The organism is Aequorivita antarctica (genome assembly GCF_007997155.1).
In the GTDB taxonomy this organism is placed as follows: Bacteria; Bacteroidota; Bacteroidia; order Flavobacteriales; family Flavobacteriaceae; genus Aequorivita; species Aequorivita antarctica.
In genome coordinates, this window is sequence record NZ_VORT01000004.1 from 46,723 (window position 1) to 69,290 (window position 22,568).

General features: G+C 34.9%; 25 protein-coding genes. 12 read left to right on the forward strand and 13 right to left on the reverse strand.

Features of this window, described 5'->3' with window-relative positions; genetic code table 11:
* The first annotated feature begins 7 nt into the window (after positions 1-7).
* A complete protein-coding gene (locus ESU54_RS06650) occupies positions 8-1,057 on the forward strand; it encodes a DUF5074 domain-containing protein (RefSeq protein WP_146744051.1) in 1,050 nt (349 codons plus the stop codon).
* A 91-nt stretch (positions 1,058-1,148) separates the two neighbouring features.
* On the opposite strand, the gene ESU54_RS06655 is transcribed toward ESU54_RS06650, so the two are convergent.
* Positions 1,149-2,543: a S41 family peptidase gene (locus tag ESU54_RS06655; protein ID WP_111845916.1), complete on the reverse strand. Its 1,395-nt coding sequence runs from the start codon at positions 2,541-2,543 to the stop codon at positions 1,149-1,151.
* Between the two features lie 295 nt (positions 2,544-2,838).
* Here ESU54_RS06655 and ESU54_RS06660 point away from each other — a divergent pair, with 295 nt between their 5' ends.
* The 4 genes from ESU54_RS06660 to ESU54_RS06675 are packed head-to-tail and all read left to right on the forward strand — an operon-like array spanning position 2,839 to position 4,899.
* Positions 2,839-3,345 carry an RNA polymerase sigma factor gene (locus tag ESU54_RS06660; RefSeq protein WP_111845915.1) on the forward strand — a complete coding sequence of 169 codons (507 nt, stop codon included), beginning with the start codon at positions 2,839-2,841 and terminating at the stop codon, positions 3,343-3,345.
* Positions 3,332-3,769, forward strand: coding sequence for a hypothetical protein (locus ESU54_RS06665; RefSeq protein ID WP_111845914.1), 438 nt, complete (start codon positions 3,332-3,334; stop codon positions 3,767-3,769). The genes ESU54_RS06660 and ESU54_RS06665 overlap by 14 nt, the downstream gene beginning before the upstream one ends.
* Positions 3,770-3,817: 48 nt before the next feature.
* Complete coding sequence (locus tag ESU54_RS06670) at positions 3,818-4,357, forward strand: DUF4252 domain-containing protein (protein WP_111845913.1); 540 nt, start codon at positions 3,818-3,820, stop codon at positions 4,355-4,357.
* Positions 4,358-4,359: 2 nt separating this feature from the next.
* The gene (locus tag ESU54_RS06675; protein WP_111845912.1) at positions 4,360-4,899 is read left to right on the forward strand and encodes a DUF4252 domain-containing protein; all 540 of its coding nucleotides are present in this window, start codon (positions 4,360-4,362) and stop codon (positions 4,897-4,899) included.
* A gap of 66 nt (positions 4,900-4,965) precedes the next feature.
* Here the strand turns inward: ESU54_RS06675 and purB are convergent, their stop codons facing one another.
* Positions 4,966-6,309, reverse strand: coding sequence for an adenylosuccinate lyase (gene purB / locus ESU54_RS06680; RefSeq protein WP_111845911.1), 1,344 nt, complete (start codon positions 6,307-6,309; stop codon positions 4,966-4,968).
* Between the two features lie 591 nt (positions 6,310-6,900).
* Here purB and ESU54_RS06685 point away from each other — a divergent pair.
* Positions 6,901-7,215: a hypothetical protein gene (locus ESU54_RS06685; RefSeq protein WP_111845910.1), complete on the forward strand. Its 315-nt coding sequence runs from the start codon at positions 6,901-6,903 to the stop codon at positions 7,213-7,215.
* A gap of 218 nt (positions 7,216-7,433) precedes the next feature.
* Here the strand turns inward: ESU54_RS06685 and ESU54_RS06690 are convergent, their stop codons facing one another.
* The 6 genes from ESU54_RS06690 to ESU54_RS06715 form a co-directional block, all read right to left on the reverse strand.
* On the reverse strand, positions 7,434-8,453 hold the full coding sequence (locus tag ESU54_RS06690) for a helix-turn-helix domain-containing protein (RefSeq protein WP_111845909.1): 1,020 nt from the start codon (positions 8,451-8,453) through the stop codon (positions 7,434-7,436).
* A gap of 190 nt (positions 8,454-8,643) precedes the next feature.
* The gene (locus tag ESU54_RS06695; protein WP_200830121.1) at positions 8,644-8,820 is read right to left on the reverse strand and encodes a DUF1328 domain-containing protein; all 177 of its coding nucleotides are present in this window, start codon (positions 8,818-8,820) and stop codon (positions 8,644-8,646) included.
* A gap of 138 nt (positions 8,821-8,958) precedes the next feature.
* Complete coding sequence (locus ESU54_RS06700; protein WP_146848089.1) at positions 8,959-9,504, reverse strand: hypothetical protein; 546 nt, start codon at positions 9,502-9,504, stop codon at positions 8,959-8,961.
* A 418-nt stretch (positions 9,505-9,922) separates the two neighbouring features.
* The gene (locus tag ESU54_RS06705) at positions 9,923-10,921 is read right to left on the reverse strand and encodes an SAM-dependent methyltransferase (RefSeq protein WP_111845352.1); all 999 of its coding nucleotides are present in this window, start codon (positions 10,919-10,921) and stop codon (positions 9,923-9,925) included.
* A 141-nt stretch (positions 10,922-11,062) separates the two neighbouring features.
* The gene (gene acs, locus ESU54_RS06710) at positions 11,063-13,024 is read right to left on the reverse strand and encodes an acetate--CoA ligase (RefSeq protein ID WP_262510810.1); all 1,962 of its coding nucleotides are present in this window, start codon (positions 13,022-13,024) and stop codon (positions 11,063-11,065) included.
* Positions 13,025-13,108: 84 nt separating this feature from the next.
* Entirely contained in the window at positions 13,109-13,876 is a 768-nt protein-coding gene (locus ESU54_RS06715; protein WP_111845348.1) for a patatin-like phospholipase family protein, read from the reverse strand.
* 231 nt (positions 13,877-14,107) lie between these two features.
* Here ESU54_RS06715 and ESU54_RS06720 point away from each other — a divergent pair, with 231 nt between their 5' ends.
* Entirely contained in the window at positions 14,108-14,494 is a 387-nt protein-coding gene (locus ESU54_RS06720; protein WP_111845347.1) for a hypothetical protein, read from the forward strand.
* 243 nt (positions 14,495-14,737) lie between these two features.
* Here the strand turns inward: ESU54_RS06720 and ESU54_RS06725 are convergent, their stop codons facing one another.
* A complete protein-coding gene (locus tag ESU54_RS06725) occupies positions 14,738-15,172 on the reverse strand; it encodes an Hsp20/alpha crystallin family protein (RefSeq protein WP_111845346.1) in 435 nt (144 codons plus the stop codon).
* A gap of 101 nt (positions 15,173-15,273) precedes the next feature.
* Positions 15,274-15,879, reverse strand: coding sequence for a WG repeat-containing protein (locus tag ESU54_RS06730; protein ID WP_111845345.1), 606 nt, complete (start codon positions 15,877-15,879; stop codon positions 15,274-15,276).
* 336 nt (positions 15,880-16,215) lie between these two features.
* Between ESU54_RS06730 and ESU54_RS06735 the strand changes: the two genes are divergently transcribed.
* The 5 genes from ESU54_RS06735 to ESU54_RS06755 all read left to right on the forward strand — a co-directional run bounded on the left by ESU54_RS06735 (position 16,216) and on the right by ESU54_RS06755 (position 20,416).
* Complete coding sequence (locus ESU54_RS06735; protein WP_111845344.1) at positions 16,216-17,070, forward strand: universal stress protein; 855 nt, start codon at positions 16,216-16,218, stop codon at positions 17,068-17,070.
* 247 nt (positions 17,071-17,317) lie between these two features.
* Positions 17,318-17,851: a hypothetical protein gene (locus ESU54_RS06740; protein ID WP_111845343.1), complete on the forward strand. Its 534-nt coding sequence runs from the start codon at positions 17,318-17,320 to the stop codon at positions 17,849-17,851.
* A gap of 282 nt (positions 17,852-18,133) precedes the next feature.
* Entirely contained in the window at positions 18,134-18,520 is a 387-nt protein-coding gene (locus tag ESU54_RS06745) for a hypothetical protein (RefSeq protein WP_111845342.1), read from the forward strand.
* 64 nt (positions 18,521-18,584) lie between these two features.
* Positions 18,585-19,196: a CDP-alcohol phosphatidyltransferase family protein gene (locus ESU54_RS06750; protein WP_111845341.1), complete on the forward strand. Its 612-nt coding sequence runs from the start codon at positions 18,585-18,587 to the stop codon at positions 19,194-19,196.
* Complete coding sequence (locus ESU54_RS06755; RefSeq protein ID WP_111845340.1) at positions 19,196-20,416, forward strand: metallophosphoesterase; 1,221 nt, start codon at positions 19,196-19,198, stop codon at positions 20,414-20,416. Before ESU54_RS06750 ends, ESU54_RS06755 begins: the two co-directional genes overlap by 1 nt.
* Positions 20,417-20,528: 112 nt before the next feature.
* Here the strand turns inward: ESU54_RS06755 and ESU54_RS06760 are convergent, their stop codons facing one another.
* The 3 genes from ESU54_RS06760 to ESU54_RS06770 all read right to left on the reverse strand — a co-directional run bounded on the left by ESU54_RS06760 (position 20,529) and on the right by ESU54_RS06770 (position 22,553).
* Positions 20,529-21,446, reverse strand: a complete 918-nt coding sequence (locus tag ESU54_RS06760) for a DUF6600 domain-containing protein (RefSeq protein ID WP_111845339.1) — start codon at positions 21,444-21,446, stop codon at positions 20,529-20,531.
* A 415-nt stretch (positions 21,447-21,861) separates the two neighbouring features.
* Positions 21,862-22,146, reverse strand: coding sequence for a TIGR03643 family protein (locus ESU54_RS06765; protein ID WP_111845338.1), 285 nt, complete (start codon positions 22,144-22,146; stop codon positions 21,862-21,864).
* Positions 22,143-22,553, reverse strand: a complete 411-nt coding sequence (locus ESU54_RS06770) for a DUF2452 domain-containing protein (RefSeq protein WP_111845337.1) — start codon at positions 22,551-22,553, stop codon at positions 22,143-22,145. Before ESU54_RS06770 ends, ESU54_RS06765 begins: the two co-directional genes overlap by 4 nt.
* Between the last annotated feature and the right edge of the window lie 15 nt (positions 22,554-22,568).

The window sequence follows — 22,568 nt, forward strand, 5'->3', positions numbered from 1 at the left end:
GAAAACTATGAAGAAAATAATTTTTATGGCCTTTACGGCTTTGCTATTTGCGGCTTGTAATAGTGATGATGATAACGTTCAATCAGAATATATTCCTGCAGCTTTTGCGAAAGGTATTTTTATTACCAACGAAGGCCCATTTAATAATGGAAGTGGTAACATCACATACATTTCTGAAGATTATAGTACGGTGGCGCAAAACATATACAGAAATGTGAATGGAACGGAACTGGGTAATATAGTACAGTCCATGGGCTTTAACGATGACAACGCATACATTGTGGTAAGCAATTCACAAAAAATTGTAATTGCCAACCGTTATACTTTTCAAAGTGTAGATTCCATAAAAACTGACTTAAACAATCCGCGTTATTTTGTATCTATTGGAGGCAACAAAGGGTATGTGAGCAATTGGGGTGATCCGAATGACAATGCAGATGATTATTTAGCTGTTGTGGACTTACGGACCAATACGGTTTCATCAACTATTCCTGTAGCTTTTGGACCCGAGAGAATGGTTACCTATAACAATAAAATCTATGTAGCCCATCAAGGAGCTTACGGGCAGAACAATTTGATATCCGTGATTTCGGGAACCTCTGTTGAAAATACAATAACTGTGGGCGATGTTCCCAACTCCATGGTAGTTTCTGGAAGCACACTGTATGTGCTTTGCGGTGGAAATCCAAGCTATACTGGTACTGAAACAGCTGGGTCTTTAGTGAAAATTGATCTTTCAATTGGGCAGGTTACACAGACATATTCTTTAGGAACCACACAACACCCATCTAGTTTGACAATGGATGGAACGAATCTATTTTATAACCTTGACGGAAAAGTTTATAAAGTGAATACAGCTTCCATTTCATTACCTGGAACTGATATTATTTCTGGTAATTTTTATACCCTTCAAGCAAAAGATGGAAAATTGTATGCTGCCGATGCAAAAGATTTTGCGAGTAAAGGTTCTTTGGTAATCTATGATTTATCTACCAACCAGCAAATTCAGGATTATCAAACTGGTATCGTTCCAGGCGGAATTTATTTTAATGAATAAACTTCAGAATATTAAAAAATCCATTAAGCTAGAAAGCTTAATGGATTTTTTATTTCTAACTACTAACTACTAACTACTCAGAACTAAATCACTAATTCCCAATCATTTTTCCATCAATTGGAGAATTTGCCTTACTATCTGAAAGCTCTTTCAATACTTTGAAATCCTTTTTTCCGTTGAAAGGTCTTCCAGCAATTTCAAAAAGGGCCGCGGCAAGAAGAGGTTCGTTTTCATTACCCAATTGGCCTAAATCGAAATAATTTTCCTTCAAAGCAATCTGCGGAAATAAACCATCGCCATAATCTGTGTTTCCTGCAACGTTGGAAGTTTTGAACACCAAGGGCAACATTGCGTAGTAATGAGATGCGCTTGCTTCCTGTCTGCTAAATAATGGAGCTGGCGCATCATAAAGTAAAAATGAAGCTTGAAATTTTCCAGTAGTTGTATCACCAACTTGTACAGTATTTATATAAGGGTTGAGCCCGTTTATAACCAACTCGCTGGCAGAAGCTGTTCTTTGTGTAGTTAAAATATAAACATTGCTCAGATTGAGACTGTTTATAGCCGAACCATTGCTAATAGAACTGTCAAAAAGCCCGTCCGATGCGTTTCCTGCTTGGCGATCAGCGTTCCAAAATTCTTTGTAAAAAACCTGCCCGTTAAACTGGCCTGTTATCATACTAGCCAAATCGGTTGCTGTTTCCACTGCTCCGCCACCGTTATAACGAAGATCCAAAACAAGATTGGTAACCCCTTCAGCTTTAAATTGTGCAAATGCATTATTAAGCTGTGTGTCATAATCCTTAATAAACCCGTTGTACATTAAGTAGCCTATTTTTTCGCCATTCACATCTAAGGTTTCTACTTTATATACAGGGTTTTCGTTATATTGGGTTTTGTTCAGCAATGCTGTTTGTCCAGTGGAGGTAAAGTTTGTTCCATCATAGGTAGCGAGGCCAATGGTATAACTGTTTGGAGTCTGTAAGTCTATATAGTTTTGGCTAGTTATTTGTTGCCCATCAATAGTGGTAAACAAATCACCGCGTTTTAAACCTCGTGCTTCGGCATCTGTGTTTGGCAATACGTAACGCACATAGCCAAAAACATTGCCGCTGTTATCGGGATAATACACTAGGCCAAACTCCATGCCGTTGCTTAGGCTGATTCCGCTCAAGGCGTCTTCAATTATTCTAAAATCACTAAAAAGACTGCTGAAACGATCCTGTGGTGATAATAAATAATCGAACAAAGTTTCGGGAGTGTCGTAATTATTCAAAAAACTATCGAGTTCGCCTTGGCTAGCAAAAGCATCATTCGCTAGTTCTGGTGTATCAGCTTTGTATAGATAATAATAGTTTAATCCTCGGTATATAAAATTTTGAATATCAAGTGTTGAAGCTGGTTGAATGTTGTCGTCCATATCTTCAAAACAAGAAACAAAAAGCATAGAAAGAGCCAATAGGGGAATGAAAAATTTTCTTTTCATAGTAAGGTTTGTTAATGTTTGGAATTAAAACAGGTAAATTAGGGATTATATTGCAATGGTAAAAATATGTTTTTTAGTCGAAATTATTTTAGACGATTTAAAATGAATTATTTTGGAATAGAAACAAAACTAAAAGTAATTAAGAAACAGTCCTTAAGAGAAACAGGATTGATTCACAAATTAATAATAAAACCCTCCAGTACCTTGGTTCTTAATTTCTTTTAAAAAGTATTGTAACAAAAATTGACCCCGTTCGTCATTTAAATAGAAGCCGGAAAAACAACAACCACCAAAGATGGACAAAACCGAATTTATTGCTTTAGTAATGCCCTTTAAGGATAGGTTGTACCGTTTGTCCAAAAGAATTTTGGTATCCAAAGATGAAGCTGAAGATGCCGTGCAAGAAGTGTTTTTGAAATTGTGGAGCGGAAAGGAAAACATTGAAAACTATAAAAATCCAGAAGCATTTGCTATCACAATGACCAAAAATTATTGTTTGGACCGGTTGAAATCGAAACAGGCTTCTAATTTGAAGATTGTTCATAGCAACTATCAAACTTCAGAAAATATTGAAAAAAAGATTGAAGCTAACGATGGTGTGGAAATTGTTTTCAAAATAATGGAAACTTTGCCAGAGCAACAGAAAATAGTGCTTCAATTGCGAGATGTGGAACAATTTGAGTTTTCAGAAATCGCAAAAATGCTGGATAGTAATGAAACAGCAATACGAGTGACACTTTCCCGTGCACGAAAAACAGTTAGAGACGCAATGATTAAAAAATACAATTATGGAATCGGTTAACGTAAAAAAAATACTGGATGCCTATTTTGAAGGCACAACAAGCCTTGAAGAAGAAAAAAGGTTGCAGGACTATTTCAACAGCGAAAAGGTTGCGGACGATTTGGTTCAATACCAACCAATTTTCGCAGGATTGAAAGTCGCAAAAGAGGAACGCTCAAGCAAAGCATTCACGCTGCCGGAAAGCAAACCTAAAACTATCAAAACTTGGTGGTATTCAGCAGCGGCAATTTTGGTAGTGGCATTTGGGGTGGGAAGCTTTTACTTTTCACAACCGCACTATTCACAAGAGGAAAAGGAAGCGCTAGCAGCTTTTGAAAAGAGCAAAAACGCAATGATGCTACTTTCAGAAAATTTAAACAGAGGCGCTGAACAGCTCACGTTTGTAGAACAATTTACGATAACGAAGGAAAAAATATTTGAATAAGGATTAAATAATAAAACAATTAAAACAACAAACATTAAATTATAAACGATGAAAAAAATAGCAATAATACTAGCAATGGCAATAGCGCCGATGGTTTCTTGGGCACAGAATGCTTTTGATTCCTTTGAAAATGAAAAAGATGTAACCTCTGTAGTGGTTACCAAAAACATGTTCAAACTTTTGAGCAAAATGGATTTAAATTCTACCGATCCCGAAGCCCAAGCATATCTTAAAATGGTTAATGATCTAGACAACATCAAAATTTTTACAACAGACAATCCTGGTGTGGCAAAAAAAATGGACGATGCTGTTGCAAATTATATTTCTACCTCGAAGAATTTGGGTGAATTGATGCGCGTTAAAGAAGATGGTAAAAACATTAAATTTTACAGTAAAGAAGGTAAAAACGAAAATTTCGTTAGTGAGCTGTTGATGCACCTTGACGGAATGGTGGACGGAAAACCGACCACTATAATTATGAGCATTACGGGAAATATAGATTTGAAACAGATTTCAAAACTGACAGAAGATTTAAAAGTTCCGGGCAGCGAGCAATTGAAAAATATTGACAAAAAGAAAAAGCAATAACTATGGTACTCCTAAAATATTTTATGGCCTTTATATTAGGCGCAATGGCTTTGGTTTCCTGCAGCGATAAATCTTTGCAGAAGTATTTAGTGGAAAAGCAGGATGATGATAAGTTTGTGAAAATGGACGTTGCCGCTAGCTTACTTCAAGGAAGAAACAGCAACTTTACGCAGGAAGAGAAGGATATCCTGAACACCATAAAAAAAGTAAATGTAGTAGCCTATCCTATCGTTGATGGTGATACGACTGATTATGAAAAGGAAAGACAAGAATTGAAATCTATCTTGGATCAAGAGCAATACAAAGAATTGACCCGGATAAAAAGTAATGATTGGGACGCCACTTTAAAATATACAGGTGAAGAGGATGCCATTGATGAGGTAATTGTTTTTGCAAGCGATGACAAACGCGGCTTTGCGGTTTTTAGGCTATTGGGCGAAAATATGCGCCCAGATCAAATGCTAAAATTGATGAAATCTGCCGAACGCGGCGATTTGGATGTCTCTAAACTGGAGGGATTCGGAGAAATATTTAAGGATTAAATTTAGTAGATTAATAGTTTGAAAAGGCTTCTCCCTAATTAGGGTTGAAGCCTTTTTTTATGGAGTTTAAATTCCAGTATAATTTCCAGGTGTAATGTTTCGCATTTCCTGCTTTACACTTTCGGGAATTTCCAAAGTTTCTATAAAATTTGCGATGGAAGTTTGGTTTATGTGTTCGTTGGTACGTGTGAGCCCTTTCAATGCTTCATAAGGGTTTGGGTATCCTTCACGGCGCAGAATGGTTTGAATGGCTTCGGCTACCACTGCCCAATTATTTTCAAGATCTTCCGCAAATTTCGCTTTGTTCAATAACAATTTGTTCAAACCTTTTAAAGTGGAATAGAAAGCAATGAGTGTATGCCCGATGGGAACACCAATGTTTCGTAAAACGGTACTGTCCGTAAGGTCTCGTTGCAACCTGCTGATAGGAAGTTTTCCTGAAAAATGCTCAAAAAGTGCATTCGCAATACCTAAGTTTCCTTCACTATTTTCAAAATCAATAGGGTTTACTTTATGCGGCATGGCGCTGGAGCCAATTTCGCCAGCTTTAATTTTTTGTTTGAAATAATCCATGGATACATACGTCCAAATATCTCTATCCAAATCAATAAAAATATTATTGATCCTTTTCAGGCAATCGAAAAGCGCAGCCATGTGGTCGTAATGCTCAATCTGTGTAGTAGGGAAGGAGTGGTGCAATCCTAAAGTTTCCTGCACAAAGTTTTTCCCGAAAGCGCGCCAATCGATGTTTGGATAGGCTACTTTATGGGCATTAAAGTTCCCGGTTGCGCCACCAAATTTTGCAGCGCTTTTTATGTCGTTCATCAAATCGAATTGTTCTTCAATTCTGACTACAAATACTTCAATTTCTTTTCCCAAACGGGTTGGAGAAGCTGGCTGACCGTGAGTTCGGGCAAGCATGGAAATCTCTGCCCACTCTTCTGAAAGTGCTTTCAGTTTATTTTTTACTTCCAATAAAAGTGGAACATAAACTTGATTGATGGCATCTTTCAATGAAAGTGGAATAGCCGTGTTGTTTATATCTTGGGAAGTCAATCCAAAATGAATAAATTCTTTAAATTTTTGCAGGTTTAAACCGTCAAATTTTTCTTTGATGAAATATTCAACCGCTTTTACATCGTGGTTGGTAACCTTTTCGGTCTCTTTTACTTTTATGGCGTCCTGTACCGAAAAGTCTAAGTAAAGGTCACGCAATTTTTGGAAAAGGTTTCTGTCAAAATCCTTTAATTGTGGCAGGTCCAGTTCTACCAAGGCAATAAAATATTCAATTTCCACCTGCACGCGGTAACGGATGAGCGCTTCTTCAGAAAAAAACGGGATCAAACTTGCGGTTTTTGTGGCGTATCTGCCATCAATGGGTGAAATGGCTTGTAAAGAGTTGGTATACATGGTTCAAAATTTAAAAGCGCAAAGATACGAAACGCGGCCGAGTTATAAAGGAAGGGTTTGGTTATTAAATTTGTTGTGTTTATATGGTTTATATTAATGGAATGCCAATATAATCCGATTTTAAGATAACGGATAGTTAAAAATAAAGTGGTCCAATAAACTTTAAGATTTTGTTATCAATATAAGTTAGGAGCGAGTTGTAATTTTAATTGTGAAAAGAGAAATGAATTATTAATTTAATTAAAAATTGTTATGAACACACAAAATCAAAATCAACAAAGGAGCACTCAAAATCAACAACAAAAACAACAACAGAAGACTCCTCAAAACAAACCCCAAAACCAACGTCATCCTGAAGAGGAAGAAGAATAGTGGTAAGTTTAAAGAATGAGTGCCTAGTTTTTAGGCACAACGAAACCCCTTAATCAACACAATGAGAAAGGGGTTTCTTATTGTGGGGATATAATAAAAAAAGCGGATTGCCAAATATATTGAAAATTATGGGTTTTGAGGGGAGATTTTAATATTATGTGTTAATCCAGCAGGATAATTAATGATAATTTGTAATAATATAAAACAATTTGTTTTAATATGGAAAATAAAAAGGATACAGCGAAACACAGTGTAGGTAAAGGTGCACAAAAAGAAAAATATAATTCCGGTAATGAAGCGAGCTATGTTAAAGATTCTAAAGAGAATGCTGATAACCCTAAAAATCAAGAAAATTATTTAGAGATGAAATGGAAAAAAATATCCTCAGATTTTCGTAAAAAATATAATATGGACGTGAGCGAATCTGAATATAAAGGCAATTCCTTTTCAGAAATTCTAACAAAATTGGAAAAAAAGACTGGAAAACCCAAGGCTACATTGGAACAGGAAATAAAAGACTGGCAAAACAGTTAAATATCTAATGATTTTCAACTTTAAAACCCTTCTGTAGCTCGCTACACGGGAGGGTTTTTATTTTTCTAAATCCTGGTAATATCTTTAAAAAAGTATATTTTGGGTTAAAGATTTGTTTTTTTGAGTTAAGATAAGCCCACAGCTTTTGATATCTTAGCCAAGCAAGAATTGCTATGAAGAAGAAAAAACCTCAGTTAAAATTTATTTTACTGGGGTTTTTATTTGTCTCGCTGTTTCTTCCGAAATTCAGAAGGAGAGATTGCATGTTTTTCCTTAAAAATTTTGGAGAAATAACTTTTACTGGAAAGGCCAATGGCACTCACAATTTCCGAAATACTGAGATCTGTTTTGGTCAATAGGTTATAAGCAGCATCCAGTCTTGCTTTTTGCACGTAATTATTTACTGTTGTACCGTATAATTTTTTAAAACCTTCTTGCAGCTTGTTTACGTTCAGTCCAGCTTCTCTTGCCAAATTTTCCACTGTGGGCACATCTGAAATATTGCTTTCAATAAGGTCGGAAATATGGTTTATCTGTTTCAGTTCCGAAGAACGCAAGAGTGTACGGCTGCCTTCGTCTTTCTTATCATCTTGATATTGCAGAATCTGATGTGTTAAAATCTGGTAAGCCATGCCTTCCAAAAATAGTTTCCGCGTAAAATTTTCCGCGGTAAACTCAAGCATTCCGTTTAATATATCTGAGATTCCTAGGCTGTAGTTTCCACTGTAATAAAAAGTACCACGGGCCTTAATATCTTTAAAAAGTTGTTCCAATTCATTGTCAAGACTTTTAATGTCGCACTCCATTTTAGCTTGAAACCTTTCTCTTTCAATTTCCAGACTGTTCACTTTTATTCTTTGTTTCGCTTTAAATAGCAATACATGGCCGTTGTGCTTGCTACTGGCCACGATGGCGTTTTGGTATTGTTCAATGGTGTGAAGGTCATCCTCATCTTCAAAACGATGGCGTAAAATTCCTTCTACTGTATAAAGAAATTTCAAGGGGTGTATGTTGTTCACCACAAAATGTATTTCCATATCTTCATTGAAAAGACAATCATACTGAACGAGTCCCAGACCGCCTTCAAAGTTGATACCCCGAATGGTTCCTTCACCAACTGAGGGAGGTAGTTTTAGTAAATACTCGCCACAATTCTCTGAAAAAGGGATATCAAAAACCTTAGAAATATCCCTGATTACGTCCTTAAGTGGGAGCGAGTTGACCTGTATTGAATTCATGAAGAGGTTGTTTTGTCGCGCCAAAGTACTATTATGAAACCAAATGCTTTAACACATATGGTGCTATTGTTTAACTCATATACGTTGGCTCCTCTAAGATATTGCTTAATAATTGGTTATACTAATTGTTTTAAAAAAAAACCGCCCAATTAAAATTTGAGCGGTTCCGTTGCGAGTTTCAAGGTAAATTTTACTCATAATATCTTTTGCGTTTTTTGCGTCCTTCCATAAAAAAGGAGATCACTAAAAAAACGCCCAAAACATAAAAAGCAGTTTTGGCAGGTTCAATCGGGCCAAATCCTAAACCTAAAAAGCCAAGGACGGCGACTACCACTGTAAGAAATAGAAGGAGGATTGTCCAAACCATAATGAGGAAATTTAGAGGTTCGTAAATAACTAACTTTCAGTTATCTAAAGGTATTAAATGATTAAAATTTTAATTAATGTAAATCGAATAATTTTTAACGCATTTCGAAGAAGGAAGATTTACGAAGGTATGGATGGATTAGTGCTTTTCATAGGAGCCGTTGTTGGCAGCTGGCATTAGTATATTTCTAATTAACTTCTCGTTTAATTTATTTTCTCCATTTGAAATTCTAATTGCTATATCTGAATCAAAATCATTGACGCTTTTAAAATAAATTAATGGATTATCGATTTTTATATAAATTCTTTCGCAATAATTTTTTTTCAAAATATCATTTCTTTCAAATTTATCGTAACGATTTGTTTTTAAAATATAATAGTTAGAATTGATTTCGTTTATTCCCCATTCATTTTCCTCGGCAGTCTTAAGTAATCTATTTTTAAATTCATCTTTTTCTATCTTAAATTGAGATTTTAAATAATAAAGATTTCTATGAAGGTAAATTAAGTTCAACATTCCAATAGTTATAAATGTAACACCAATCTTTCCTAAAGTACCGATTTCACTTATTTCAAAATTAAAATTTTCGATTTCTGAAGTCAGACACCAAACTCCAATAAATATAAATATCAAAGTGACTTTGTAATATTTTAATTTTTCTTTGAAGTCTAAATTTATTTTCAATTTCTGTGTTTTTTTTGCTTGCTGCCAAAATGGGAATAAACACTATATAGTGTTTATTCCCATTATATATTTTTTCGTTTAACTTCAAATATAACATAAACCGCACTATTTCCATATCACATCCATTATCATTACCAGCGTAGCATTCAGTGATTTATTTTCTTCCTAAACCATAGAAAAGCATTCCCGCAGGGCCGGACACACTGTTGGAAAAACGCTCCTGGTTGTTGTGTAGGTAAGACTCTAGAAAAATTGTGTTTCAGCCTAGAGGAGAGATGCTATAATATAATGAATCTCTACAATGGTTTTTCTAAAACTTCTGGATGCTCAGAATTTTCAGCTTAAATTTCTGGAAAGAGAAGCTTTGGTGATTGGGTGACTTCTTATCTAGTTGGTATTTTATATTCAACTAATTTTTTTACTGAAATTTACATTTCAATTCTATTTCAGGCTCTAGGCAATAAGTGAAAATAATGCTTTTATAAAGAAAAGGCTGTTCCAATATAATTTCGAGAGGAACCGTTAATTGAGATTCATTTCTATCTAGCCATATATCATTATAGATATGAACCTTGGTGTCCAGTAAAATCTTTTCATAACTACTCAGGTTTAGCGCATTCAGGTCAATTTCTTTATCTGGTAAATGTGAAGGGGCAAGCCGAACACCAGCAAAAGTTGTCAAAGATTCACGTACGTTTAAAATAGCTCCAACTTCATATTCCTTATAATCTTGATTTTCTTTAGAGCAAGATATCAACGATAGATTTATCAATACATTTTCAGGAATTAATATGATGTTTTTATTGAATTGTGTAAGCAAATTGAATAAAATAGGAACATAGCACTCTCGATACAATAAAGCATCCAATGTTTCACTAATGAGGATATGGAATACCTCAGGTTTTGGAACTTTAAAAGTCACCGCATCTGCCAAATAATACTCTTGAATATAGTTGCTAAGGCCTAGTGAATTGATTAATTTTTTAGCAGAATCAAGTGATTTTTTATTAATTTCTAATAATGAAAATTGCACCTCTCCCTCTTTAAAGTGGGGGGCCACTAAAGTTATAAATGGAGCATAAGGACCACATCCTGCATAAAACACATTTATTACTACTCCAGGCTTTGCCTTTTGCTCTGCTCTGATCGCTGCAACAATAGCTTTTAAAAATTTTACAGTTCTTTTATAGTCTATTAAGCACTGTGCCGCATGATTCAACCCCAGTGCTTTGCCTTTTGCAGTAGGAATAGCAGCTAGATGCTCAATTTCAAAGTCAAACCCAGTAATCTTAGTGATTTGTTGAAAGTGTGTATGAATTTCATTTAGTCTTTTTTCAGCCTCACCTTGATTTAATGAATTCGCCAGTATTGAAGAAGTAAATTTTTTGATGATACTAACTACTTTCTTTTCAATCATTTGTTGCAATTAGAAATTTTAACGATAAGATTTTTTTTAAAAAAATTACTGCCAACACGTTTATATGCGCTATTTTATTACTATTTATATACCCGTTAGAACTGCTAAAGACTGTTCTTTCAAAAAAATATTTGTTTCAGTTTATAAAGCCTCATCCATAATCTCCTGAACACATTCCGGGTTTAGCAACGTAGAAATATCCCCTAGATTATTGGTGTCTTTCTCCGCAATCTTTCTAAGAATACGGCGCATAATTTTTCCACTTCGGGTTTTGGGAAGGCCCGTTACAAACTGAATTTTATCTAATTTGGCTATTGGGCCTATATGCTCCGTGATTATCTGGTTAATCTCCTTACGCAGGTTGTCGTGTACGCGGCCTTCGCCAGTTTCTTTCAGGATTACAAAACCGTAGAGCGCATTCCCTTTCACATCGTGCGGGAAGCCCACTATGGCGCTTTCCGCCACAGCTGGATGTTCGTTGATGGCATCTTCAATAGGTGCGGTACCCAAATTGTGGCCAGAAACTATAATCACATCATCCACACGACCCGTAATGCGGTAATATCCCGTGCTATCGCGAAGAGCGCCATCACCTGAGAAATAGTAATTTTTAAAAGTTGAAAAATAGGTTTCGCGGTAACGTTCGTGGTTACCCCATATAGTCCGCGCCATTCCTGGCCAGGGGAATTTAATGCATAAACGGCCACTAACTAAGTTTCCTTTCAGCTCATCGCCATTTTCATCCATTAGCGCAGGTTGTATTCCCGGCAGCGGCAAGGTGGCATAAGTAGGAATGGTAGGTGTGGAATAGGGTATAGGCGAAATCATAATGCCACCCGTTTCGGTCTGCCACCACGTATCTACAATGGGACAGTTTTTCTTGCCAATATTGTCATTGTACCAGTGCCAAGCCTCCTCATTTATGGGTTCGCCGACGCTGCCCAAAATTTTAAGTGAGGAAAGGTCATATTTTTCTGAAAAATCTAAACGCTCTTTTGCCAAGGCACGAATAGCAGTTGGTGCGGTATAAAACTGGTTTACTTTGTGTTTTTCAATTACTTGCCAAAAACGTCCAAAATCTGGGTAGGAGGGAACCCCCTCAAACATAACAGTTGTTGCGCCATTTGCCAACGGACCGTAAACTATGTAGCTATGGCCTGTAATCCAGCCAATATCTGCCGTACACCAAAATACATCGTTTTCGCGGTATTGGAACACGTTCTTAAAAGAATATGCCGTATAAACCATATAACCCGCTGTGGTGTGAACCATCCCCTTGGGTTTTCCAGTGGAGCCAGAAGTGTAAAGAATAAATAATGGATCTTCGGCATCCATAATTTCAGGAACACATTTATTGTTTGCGGCATCAAGCAAAGGTTGCAACCACTTATCGCGGTTTGCTTTCATTGGTATTTCACTGTTGATGCGTTTGGCCACCAAAACGGTTTTCACACCTGGGCAGGATTCCAAGGCTTCGTCCACAATACCTTTTAAATCTATCGTTTTCCCACCTCGATAAGAACCATCACTTGTAATTACCATTTTACAATCAGAATCATTAATCCGCGTATGAAGCGCTGTGGAAGAAAATCCAGCAAACACGACAGAATGTATGGCGCCAATACGTGCGCACGCCAACAAGGAAACCGCCAAATCGGGAATCATTGGTAGATAAATACAAACCCGATCGCCCTTTTTCACTCCGTGATCCAGTAAAACGTTTGCAAACCTACAAACGCGGTCGTGGAGCTGTCTATAGGTTATATGCTCCGCAGCTTCAGAAGGATCGTTGGGTTCAAAAATGATGGCGGTTTTGTCGCCACGGGTGTATAAATGACGATCAATACAGTTTTCGGTGATGTTTAGTTTTGCGCCTTTATACCAAGAGACTTCGGGTTTTGAAAGGTCATAATCCAGCACTTTGTCCCAGCGTTTGCGCCACATAAAATTTTCTTCTGCAATTTCTTCCCAAAAACTTTCGGGGTCGCGAACAGATTTTCTATAAACTTGAAAATATTCTTCTAAATTTTTAATGTGGTAATTACTCATTTTTAAATGATTTTGGGAGTATTTCTGAAATGTTTTTTTGAGACAGTAATATATTTAAATATGACGACTCTTAAAACTAAAACATGAGTTTTTATGAGATGCTTTTAAATCAAGAAGGATTCTAAATAAAAGTGCTGATTATTTAAAATCTACTAATCTACGATCTTCCAATAGTTTTTTTGTAGTTGAATATCCTAACTGATAAATAGCATCTATATTATTCATATCAAAGGTTCCATATTTAATAAGTTCTTCAGGATAAATAACTAGATCGCAAGCAGAAAACTTGTTTAATGACTCTGCAGCTACTTTAATTTTATAAGCTCTTTCTACAACGGTATAAGAATGCTTTAAATCCTTGGCGGTTATTTTTTTCAATGGATTTACATAAACACCGATTACTTTATCACAGTTAGCTACTAATGGTTCAACGGGAAAATTGTTAAGCGTTCCTCCATCAACGTAATAGGAACCATTAATTTGCGTAGGAGTAAAAACGCCAGGAAAAGAAGCAGATGCAATTATAGGTTTGATTAATTGCCCCTTATTGAAAATTTTTAAAGTTCCTTTTATTATGTCTGTAGCGGTAATATATAGCGGTTTTTTTAAAGCTGCGAAATCATCATCAGGAAAGTATTTTTTAAGGTCCCCATAAAAATTTTCACTATTGATAAATCCCGGTTTATTGTATGCGTATCTATTGGTGCGAAAAATAGGAATGGTTTTAAAAAAATTCAATATTTCCATCCATGGTACATCATTAGCATACAATGCCCCCACAATAGCTCCTGAACTTGTGCCAGAAATATGGGTAACAATGATGCCGTGTTCTTCTATTGCTCTAATAGCACCAATATGCGCAGCTCCTCTGGCTCCTCCACCCGAAAGTACCAATCCTATTTTCATATATTATTTGCTATTTAGACAGTAAATATATTAAAGGGTATAATTTGAAGTTATGACGTAGATCATTTTAGCTTCAATATTCTACAATTGCAAGTTTTGTTATTATTTTCTCTAATATATAGTTGGCTTTTAACTGATTGGAAATTAACGTATAAATAATAATAGGTATGACCTACGTCATTTTAAAAGAGTAATATTTATAATAGTTTTGATTTATAATAACTTAAGATCATGGCAAAACAACTTATTTTCAACGCAGATTTACATTTTGAACACAATCAATGGAGAAGTGAACTTGCCTTTTGGGAAGATGAATTAAAATCTTTTACTAAGCGCTTAGAAGAATTAGTCGACCGCTGGACTGATAAGGATATGTTGGCACAATTAGAGCATTTTCAAAATTCATTTATTCGCCAAGGAGAGGTTATAGACACATTGCAACACGATATCAATGTCCACGAAACTAATATGAGTGAGCTTGATGCCGAAGGCGAAAATGCACTTAATCAGGCGCTAGTTAAAAACCATAGTGAGTTTAGAAATCGCATGGAAACCCAAAGACATATCTATGCAAGCCTTAAGAAAGATTTCTTTAAATTTCTTTCTAAATATATGTAGCTTAAACAACCCTAATTGTTGAGAAAAGAAAGACTATTTTGAATGCTTTTTGTGCTTAACCTTAGGACTTAAAAAAGTGTCTGAATTTAATTAGAAATTTTGATCAAATGTATAGAGCTTTTATTGATGTGCAAAAATTCAGATTCCAATGAGGGAATATGAAACTATTTGTCAATAATAAGTGAACCTTTAAACAAAAAAGGAAGAAGATTCAATCTCCTTCCTTTTTTTGATTTCTTCTCCTTAAGAAATCGCCACCTTTCTTGGTTTCTTTTGCTTAGCCTCTGCTTTTTTGATAAGGTTAAAACTTAAAACACCATCCTTATAATGGGCTTTTATATCTTCATCCTTAACTGAACCTGGAAGTTGTAATTTTTTATTGAAAGAATTGTAGCTAAACTCCTTACGAGTATAGTTGTCGTCTTTATCTTCCTTAGACTTTGAGCTTTCTGCAGAAATATTTAGGCAGCCATTGTCGATGGTTACATCAAAATCTTTCTTGGTAAACCCAGGTGCCGCCAATTCAACTTCAAAGGTATCATTGGTTTCCTTAATGTTCAATGCTGGTTCATACTGTTTTTTGTTCCATAAACGCTTGTCAAAGAAATTGTCATCATCAAAAAAATCTGATGTAACTAAATTTCCCCACGGTTTTCTGTTAAATTTTACTAGTGACATAATTTTATGATTTTAAGTTAAACAATATTTTATAAATCTAAATCACAAATAGTTAGTTAATTAGAAAATAACATTAATCAAATAACTATATATCTTTCGCTTTATTTGCTTAATTTATAAACCGTATAAGTATTGTCCTTTTCACGCACAGCAATAAGATTATCATTGATAAAGGTGGAGCGAATGATTGGTGGATTTTGCTTTAATTTTAGCTCGTCGAACAGTAAATTGTTAGGTCCCCTTAGGAGTTGTATTGTTGCATTCTTCGTGTCTATTACCAATTCATTGTAGCTATAGTTTACAATATGCTTTCCCAGTACATTGGTGGTGCCTGTATCTTCTTTATAGTATTTAATAACTCTGGCATAACCGTTTTCAAAAGGGGTAGCAGCAAGATAATCTGCAGGAATCACTTTTTCCCCCTTAGTGTTAATATAACCATAGAAGGTAATGCCGTCTCTCACTTCTTGAACTAAACAGTATCCCTCACTAAAAACAGGGGCTCCATTAGGTGAAACAACTATATCTTTTCTGTAAGCTATAGTAAGTGTTCCAGTATCATTAACAAATCCCCAAGAATTACCTTTTTTAACTCCTGCTAGCCCTTCTTGAAAAGGGGCTATTTCATCAACCTCTGTAAGTACCTGTGCGGTTGAAAGAAAGGATAAACTTGTTAGCAGCAGCGTAATTAATATTGCAAGTTTCATAATAAATCTATTTAACTTCCTTATTACCAATGATATTCATAAAATTAACTGTTGTTTTAGCATTTTAAAATGATATTTATCAGTTTAGCTAAAAATTATTAAATGACAAATGTCATTGTATTGATAAAGTTTGAAGTTTAACTTAGTTACTTAAAATGATAGTAGTGGTAAAAGCCGTATTATAAAAATGTGAAATGAACAATTTGTATGTGTTCCAAGCTATAGGGGTTCTACTTTGAAAATATTATGCCTTGCACCACTATAGAAAAATAGGGCAAAAGATGTAGCCTTTATTAGATCTTTTAAAAGAATGGTATTAATTAAAATTCTTCAAAAATGAAAAATATTTTACTTCCCACAGATTTTTCCTTAAACGCTTTAAATGCCATAGAATACGCAATACAGCTTTTTAAAGATGAAGATTGTACATTCCATTTGCTCAATACATTTACACCGATGGCATATAATGTTGCAACATTGGCAGATAGCTATTCAACCATGATGATTGAGGAAATTAACAGACAAAATTCCGAAACCGGACTATTGGAAATTGAAAAACAGCTAAAAAAGAAATTTAATAACCCCAAACACGCTTTTCAAACATTAGCCTCTTTTAACTTGCTGGTCAGCGAAATTAAAGCGGTGGTCAAAGAACGCAATATTGATTTAATAGTAATGGGCACTAAAGGAGCAACAGGGGCACAAGAAGTTTTCCTGGGCACAAATACCATGTATACAATTAAAAAGGTGAAATGTGCTGTAATCGCAGTTCCTGCGAATATGAAATATGAAAAACCAAAGGAGATTTTATTCCCAACAGACTTTAAGTTTTCTATGGAAAATAAATATCTGAAACTTCTTAAATCTATTTGTACAAAACATATATCCCGACTAAATATCTTAAATATATACTTCGGCGTACCTCTAGACTCCTCCCAAGAAAAAGTAAAAGACCAATTTGAAGTTTTTTTTAAAGATAACGCCCACCTTTTTCATACAGCTGAATATGAGGATATAACCGAGGCCGTGGCGCAATTTCAGATAAAATACAAAGCCAATTTCTTAGTGATGATTAATAATAAACATTCCTTTTTTGAAAACCTATTTTTTAAACAAGTCATTAAAGAAATGGTATATCATACCAATGTGCCTTTTATGGTAATCCCTTCCACAAAATTAATGAAATCTTAAACTCTCTAAGTGACCTTTGTTTTTTTTTTGATTTTTTAGACAACTTGTTTTTAAATCATTGACATAAATATTTACAATCAATTTTGAAAATGTGCATGGGGTGTATATAGAATTCAATTGCATAATTTGCCTGTAAGGCAATATTGTAAACCAAATTGTGGAGGAAAATTTTAGGGATAACATTATTCCTATCAACAACATTTTTGTTTACCCGGTTTATACATTTAAATAACCAAAATAGAGCATTATGAAAAAACTTAAAAGAATATCTCTTGCCATAATTTCCCTAATGCTGGTATTGTTTGCTCTTGGCTTTTGGTACAAAGCGACTTATTCAATGGAAGATACGGCTCCAAAGCAAGTAAATTTGGCAGATCTCGACACCAAGATTTTGATTGCTACCCAAGGAAGTGATTTTAAAAGGGCTATTGTAACCAACATTGTTAACCACTTTAAATTGGATTCTACCTTCCTTAATATCATTGATGTTAAAGAACTCAACACTAAAAATATCAATGATTACAAAGCCATTGTGATACTACATACCTGGGAATACGGAAATCCACCTCCATCGGTCATGGTTTTTATTGCCAAAAATCTAAAATATAAAAGTAAATTAATTGTCATGGCAACTTCAGGGAAAGGTACCAATAAAATTGGCGGAATCGATGCGCTCTCTGGAGAATCACTTATTGAAGATGCCAGTGATTATTCCGATGAGATAATTGAGCGGATCAATAGAATATTAAAGACTAACACCATTTTAAATCAACCGGAATGATAAAGTTTTATATCCAATCCCCTTTTAAGTTGTTCCAGTATACATGTTGTGGATATTGTATTGAAACCTTTGTCATTAAAATTAATGAACAATTGGTAGCGATAGTTTTTCAACCTTTAAAAACAAGCGACCGAACTTAAAAAATAAAGAGCTGAAAAATCAAAAAAGAGTATGTCAATATTTTTTTAGTTTCACTTAAAATAGCCCTTTCAGTAATGATATAAATCATATTTAATTTAAGGGGTATAATGTAAATTTGAATTATCCAATATTCTAGAAACTATGGAAACATCTATTGTCTTAGCTAAGTTTTGGGGCTGGTACCTTCTTATTTTCTTTTTTATTTTAAGCTATAATCCAACCCGTATAAAGCAGATTTTTGATGATCTTAAAGATCGAAAATTTTCAGTTTTGGTAGCATTTATATCAATTATAATAGGGTTGCTAAATGTCATATTCCATAATATATGGGATTCAAACTGGACAATTATCATTACCCTAATCGGCTGGATAGCTCTAGTTATGGGCTTGCTGTTATTTATTCTACCAAATCAAACAGCTAAATGGATTGAATATATAAATGTTAAACTGATACAAGTTATATACGTATTGCTTTTCTTGGTCGGATTTTATTTGCTAAATGCAGGTTATCAATTGCTAGATTATTGAATCGCTACTATCAATGTTTTTGATTTAACCCTATTTTAAAGATTTTCAATTGTTTAAATAAATTATGCTGACCTTCAAGAATTTTAATATTGCCGACTGGTTTTCGTTTTATCGGGTGGCAGTCGCGCCTTTTCTTTTCTTATTGATATTTCTCGATTTTCGCATACTTTTTACTTGGTTTCTTCTAGTCAGCTATTTAACCGATGCAATTGATGGCTATTTAGCGAGAAAATTAAAAATAACCAGCGCTAGGGGTTCTCAATTGGATTCATTTGGTGACCAAGTTACACTCATAATTGGAATCATTGGATTGTTTTTCTTTGAGCCTGATTTTATTCAACAAAATCTAACGTTACTGCTAATTGTATTTGTTCCTTATGGAATACAAATGTTCATTGCTTATAAGAAATATGGAAAAGCGACGGCTTTTCATACATACTTGGCAAAGCTATCAGCAATAACACAGGCTGTCTTTATATTGTGGCTTTTATTTTTTGGCCCTGTTTACTGGTTGTTCTATTTTATGGTAGTGCTTGGTTTAATAGAAACCGCCGAAGAAATAACACTTATTTTCCTATACGATAAATGGGTGGCAGGAGTAAAAGGTTTGTATTGGGCATTAAGAGATAAACGGAGGCTTGAAAAAAGTGATAACACCAGTAATAAAAAGCAATAATGCGATCCTATTCACTTTTTGCGGTTTTTTTACTCTGTATCGCTATTGTTTTGGTTGACGTACTTGCCTTTTATTGGTTGCAATCAATCACACAACTTTTTGTTTCTTCAGCAGTAAAAACAATCATTGATATCTTGTTTTGGTCTTTTACTATTGGCCTGGTATCCGTTATTTTAATCCTGAAAATCCGAATGGAAACTGTACCAATAACCCAAAGGCAGTCCTTGATATCCTCTTTGTATGGATTGACGATTTCTTCTATTATACCTAAATTAATATTTACCGTCGTTATCAGTATATTGTATTTTACAAATTATGTTTTTTCTGAAACAGATTCCTTCTTTATTGTTCCTATAGTGGGTTTAATCGCTGGTTTTCTTCCCTTTTTTATTATTCTATATGCAATTTCTAAGGCAGTCTATAACTTTAAGATCCATCGTGTTATCATTAAACACGAAAATTTACCCGATTCTTTTGAAGATTTAAAGATTGTACATATATCCGACCTTCACCTCGGAAGCTTCGGTTATCGATATCGTATTTTGGAAAGAGCGGTTGCCAAAATTAATAAACTTGATGCCGACCTTATTTTATTTACAGGCGATCTAGTAAATAACTTTGCATGGGAATTGAATGGATGGGATGCTGTATTAAAAAATTTATCAGCCAAAAAGGGGAAATATGCAGTTCTGGGAAATCATGATTATGGCGATTATAGCAAATGGGATTCCCCAGTAGCCAAAAGAGAAAATTTTGAAAAAATAAAAAACTTTTACCAACAGATTGGTTTCACATTACTTCTTAATGAAGCAGAACTGCTTATAGAAAACAACCAAAGCATTGCAATTGTAGGCGTTGAAAACTGGGGGCTTCCACCTTTTAGACAAGATGGCGATCTATTTAAAGCATTGAAAGAAGTAAAGGATATTCCATTTAAAATCTTACTATCCCACGATCCTTCCCATTGGGATGCAGAAGTTGCAAATCATACTAATATCGCTCTTACACTTTCGGGTCATACCCACGGAATGCAAGCAGGTATAAACTTTATGGGAAAAAAATGGAGTCCCATTAAATATAAATACAAACGTTGGGCCGGATTGTATAACTGTAAAAAACAATTCTTATACGTTACTAGGGGACTGGGCTGGCTGGGATTTCCTGGAAGGCTGGGTATGCGACCAGAAATCACTTTTATAACTTTAAAAAAGCCAGCCTAAACAAAATTTCATCTTTCCATTTCATTAATGGATAAAATCGGAATGATACTTAAATCTAAAACAAACCGCCCAATCAATATCTAATTAAATATTGCTTGAGCGGTATAAACTTTTAGTTGCCCCTCTTACTGCTAGTGGTTTTGTCTCTTGCAGGCGATTGTCTTACTGGTAATCGCTGAACATTTTGTTTCTGTTGAACTCTATTCGTATTAAATTTATCAGAATTTACACGCACAGGATTTGGACTAACCTTATCAATACTTCTATAAGTGCTCGGTTCTGGATTGTTTATCCTAGGACGGTAAACCTGTAGCTCATCTTGATTTCGAGCTACCGAGGGTATTTTTTTCACCTCCCTAAGAGGAACTGACTCAATTTTCCTATCGGTATATTTTTCTACCTCATTAACATCAGGCCCTTTCGCATAATATTGGTTGTGATACCGAGTTGTACCATAGTTGTTATTTATTCTAATCCGACTTGTAAAACGATCATCCAGATTGCTTCGGCCTCTATTGCTAAGGTCTCTGTCGTAAATATAAATATGATCTACCACGTTCCAGTAAATTATTGGCGGTCTCCAGGTACCATACCAAACAACCACATTCACTGAAGGCATTAAAGGAGCCCAGGCGTAATAATCATCTATATCTCCCCAAAGTACCCATGCGGGCGACCACTCATATCCAGGAATCCATAACCATCCGTATAAATCATCATATAACCAACGCCCGTAGTGAAAAGGAGCCCAACCCCAACTGTAATTCGAAATCCAAATCCATCCATCAACAGAATAATTCCAATGCCCATTTGTCAAATAAGGCCTAAAATCACCCTCAACAGAAGGCTGCCAAACATGTCCATATCCAGGATAATCAATCCATATGCCATAAGGAGAGAGCCCGTCATAGAAACTTTGATAAGTTATTGTAGTTACAACTCTTTGAGCCGCCACCTTATCTATTGTTATACTGCCAATGAATAAAAATAAACAAGTCAACAGCACTTTATAATTGTGATTCTTTTTCATTTTTTATATCATTTAAGTTAGTAATCAAGTTATTTCAACACTGAAACATCCAAGGATTTAACTATCTAGGATATTGCAGCTGTCTATTTGCTTTTAGTAGTTAGGAAAATAGTAGATAGTAATGAAAGATAAAAAAGGATGAAAATAAATACTATGATATATATCAGTTAGTTGGGAGTTTGAGAAAGTAGAATTATGGCTGAAAGCTTTGTCGAATTTTGATAAAACATGAAATAGACAAATTGGTTTATGAGTTGTATGGGTTAACGGAGGAGGAGATTGCTATTGTGGGAGCATCTTAAGCTTTTATTTTTGATGATATTATTTTAGAATTGAAGAAAATAAAAAACCCGAAAAACATAATATTTATCGGGTTTTGGTGAAATTTGATAATCTCTAAGAGGAAAAAGTGGGACTATCTTTTACTTATTTTATTTCCTGAAATTGCTTTTTGTCGTGAGCATTTAAAACGGCTAATTTCAGAACTTCTCATTTTGAGGTGTTTCTTGCTTACGCCACTATTTACGCGTTTTCGCCAAAGTTTGAAACTACTTTCCTTTAGGTTACCCCGCATTATTTTAATTACTTCCTTCTCCGGAAACCCAAATTGAAATTCAATTGCTTCAAACGGGGTACGATCTTCCCAGGCCATTTCTATTATTCGGTCTAATTGTCTTTCTGTTAAATCGCTTCCAATCATATTTCATTTACTTTTTCCCAGGTTTGGTCTACATTTAGATAGAAGCTGCCAATATGCTTAAAATTGCATTGCTCTGGAGCGATTAGGGATAGAAAACTGTTGCCCTCTTTTCTTTTGTACAGATGATAGACTTCGCCAATTACAGGTTCAAAACTAAATTCGGAGCTAAAAATGAGTCTGTTGTACTCAAACTCACTTATCATTTTTTCATATTCGGCTTTCAGCTCTAAATATTTGGCATTTATTTTATGATTGGTTTTATTGATGCTCCTATTTTTCCAAGCCGTAGTGTCAGTTATTGAAATTACTGGAGCTCCCACAGAAGTTGCATACGGTTTTAGAGAAGCATCGTAACGTTTAGTTTTAGTATTGAAAACTACATTGTCTGGTTTTTTTTCTTCGGTCATTATGATTTATTCGGG

Excerpts from the sequence above, each read along its gene's own strand:
- ESU54_RS06755 (WP_111845340.1), top strand. The coding sequence starts at position 19,196 with ATGCGATCCTATTCACTTTTTGCGGTTTTTTTACTCTGTATCGCTATT.
- ESU54_RS06765 (WP_111845338.1), bottom strand. The coding sequence starts at position 22,146 with ATGATTGGAAGCGATTTAACAGAAAGACAATTAGACCGAATAATAGAA.
- ESU54_RS06685 (WP_111845910.1), top strand. The coding sequence starts at position 6,901 with ATGGAAAATAAAAAGGATACAGCGAAACACAGTGTAGGTAAAGGTGCA.
- ESU54_RS06740 (WP_111845343.1), top strand. The coding sequence starts at position 17,318 with ATGAAAAAACTTAAAAGAATATCTCTTGCCATAATTTCCCTAATGCTG.
- ESU54_RS06735 (WP_111845344.1), top strand. The coding sequence starts at position 16,216 with ATGAAAAATATTTTACTTCCCACAGATTTTTCCTTAAACGCTTTAAAT.
- ESU54_RS06745 (WP_111845342.1), top strand. The coding sequence starts at position 18,134 with ATGGAAACATCTATTGTCTTAGCTAAGTTTTGGGGCTGGTACCTTCTT.
- ESU54_RS06690 (WP_111845909.1), bottom strand. The coding sequence starts at position 8,453 with ATGAATTCAATACAGGTCAACTCGCTCCCACTTAAGGACGTAATCAGG.
- ESU54_RS06730 (WP_111845345.1), bottom strand. The coding sequence starts at position 15,879 with ATGAAACTTGCAATATTAATTACGCTGCTGCTAACAAGTTTATCCTTT.
- ESU54_RS06675 (WP_111845912.1), top strand. The coding sequence starts at position 4,360 with ATGGTACTCCTAAAATATTTTATGGCCTTTATATTAGGCGCAATGGCT.
- ESU54_RS06770 (WP_111845337.1), bottom strand. The coding sequence starts at position 22,553 with ATGACCGAAGAAAAAAAACCAGACAATGTAGTTTTCAATACTAAAACT.
- ESU54_RS06655 (WP_111845916.1), bottom strand. The coding sequence starts at position 2,543 with ATGAAAAGAAAATTTTTCATTCCCCTATTGGCTCTTTCTATGCTTTTT.
- ESU54_RS06725 (WP_111845346.1), bottom strand. The coding sequence starts at position 15,172 with ATGTCACTAGTAAAATTTAACAGAAAACCGTGGGGAAATTTAGTTACA.
- ESU54_RS06650 (WP_146744051.1), top strand. The coding sequence starts at position 8 with ATGAAGAAAATAATTTTTATGGCCTTTACGGCTTTGCTATTTGCGGCT.
- ESU54_RS06760 (WP_111845339.1), bottom strand. The coding sequence starts at position 21,446 with ATGAAAAAGAATCACAATTATAAAGTGCTGTTGACTTGTTTATTTTTA.
- ESU54_RS06695 (WP_200830121.1), bottom strand. The coding sequence starts at position 8,820 with ATGGTTTGGACAATCCTCCTTCTATTTCTTACAGTGGTAGTCGCCGTC.
- ESU54_RS06720 (WP_111845347.1), top strand. The coding sequence starts at position 14,108 with ATGGCAAAACAACTTATTTTCAACGCAGATTTACATTTTGAACACAAT.
- ESU54_RS06670 (WP_111845913.1), top strand. The coding sequence starts at position 3,818 with ATGAAAAAAATAGCAATAATACTAGCAATGGCAATAGCGCCGATGGTT.
- ESU54_RS06715 (WP_111845348.1), bottom strand. The coding sequence starts at position 13,876 with ATGAAAATAGGATTGGTACTTTCGGGTGGAGGAGCCAGAGGAGCTGCG.
- ESU54_RS06660 (WP_111845915.1), top strand. The coding sequence starts at position 2,839 with ATGGACAAAACCGAATTTATTGCTTTAGTAATGCCCTTTAAGGATAGG.
- ESU54_RS06665 (WP_111845914.1), top strand. The coding sequence starts at position 3,332 with ATGGAATCGGTTAACGTAAAAAAAATACTGGATGCCTATTTTGAAGGC.
- purB (WP_111845911.1), bottom strand. The coding sequence starts at position 6,309 with ATGTATACCAACTCTTTACAAGCCATTTCACCCATTGATGGCAGATAC.
- ESU54_RS06705 (WP_111845352.1), bottom strand. The coding sequence starts at position 10,921 with ATGATTGAAAAGAAAGTAGTTAGTATCATCAAAAAATTTACTTCTTCA.
- ESU54_RS06750 (WP_111845341.1), top strand. The coding sequence starts at position 18,585 with ATGCTGACCTTCAAGAATTTTAATATTGCCGACTGGTTTTCGTTTTAT.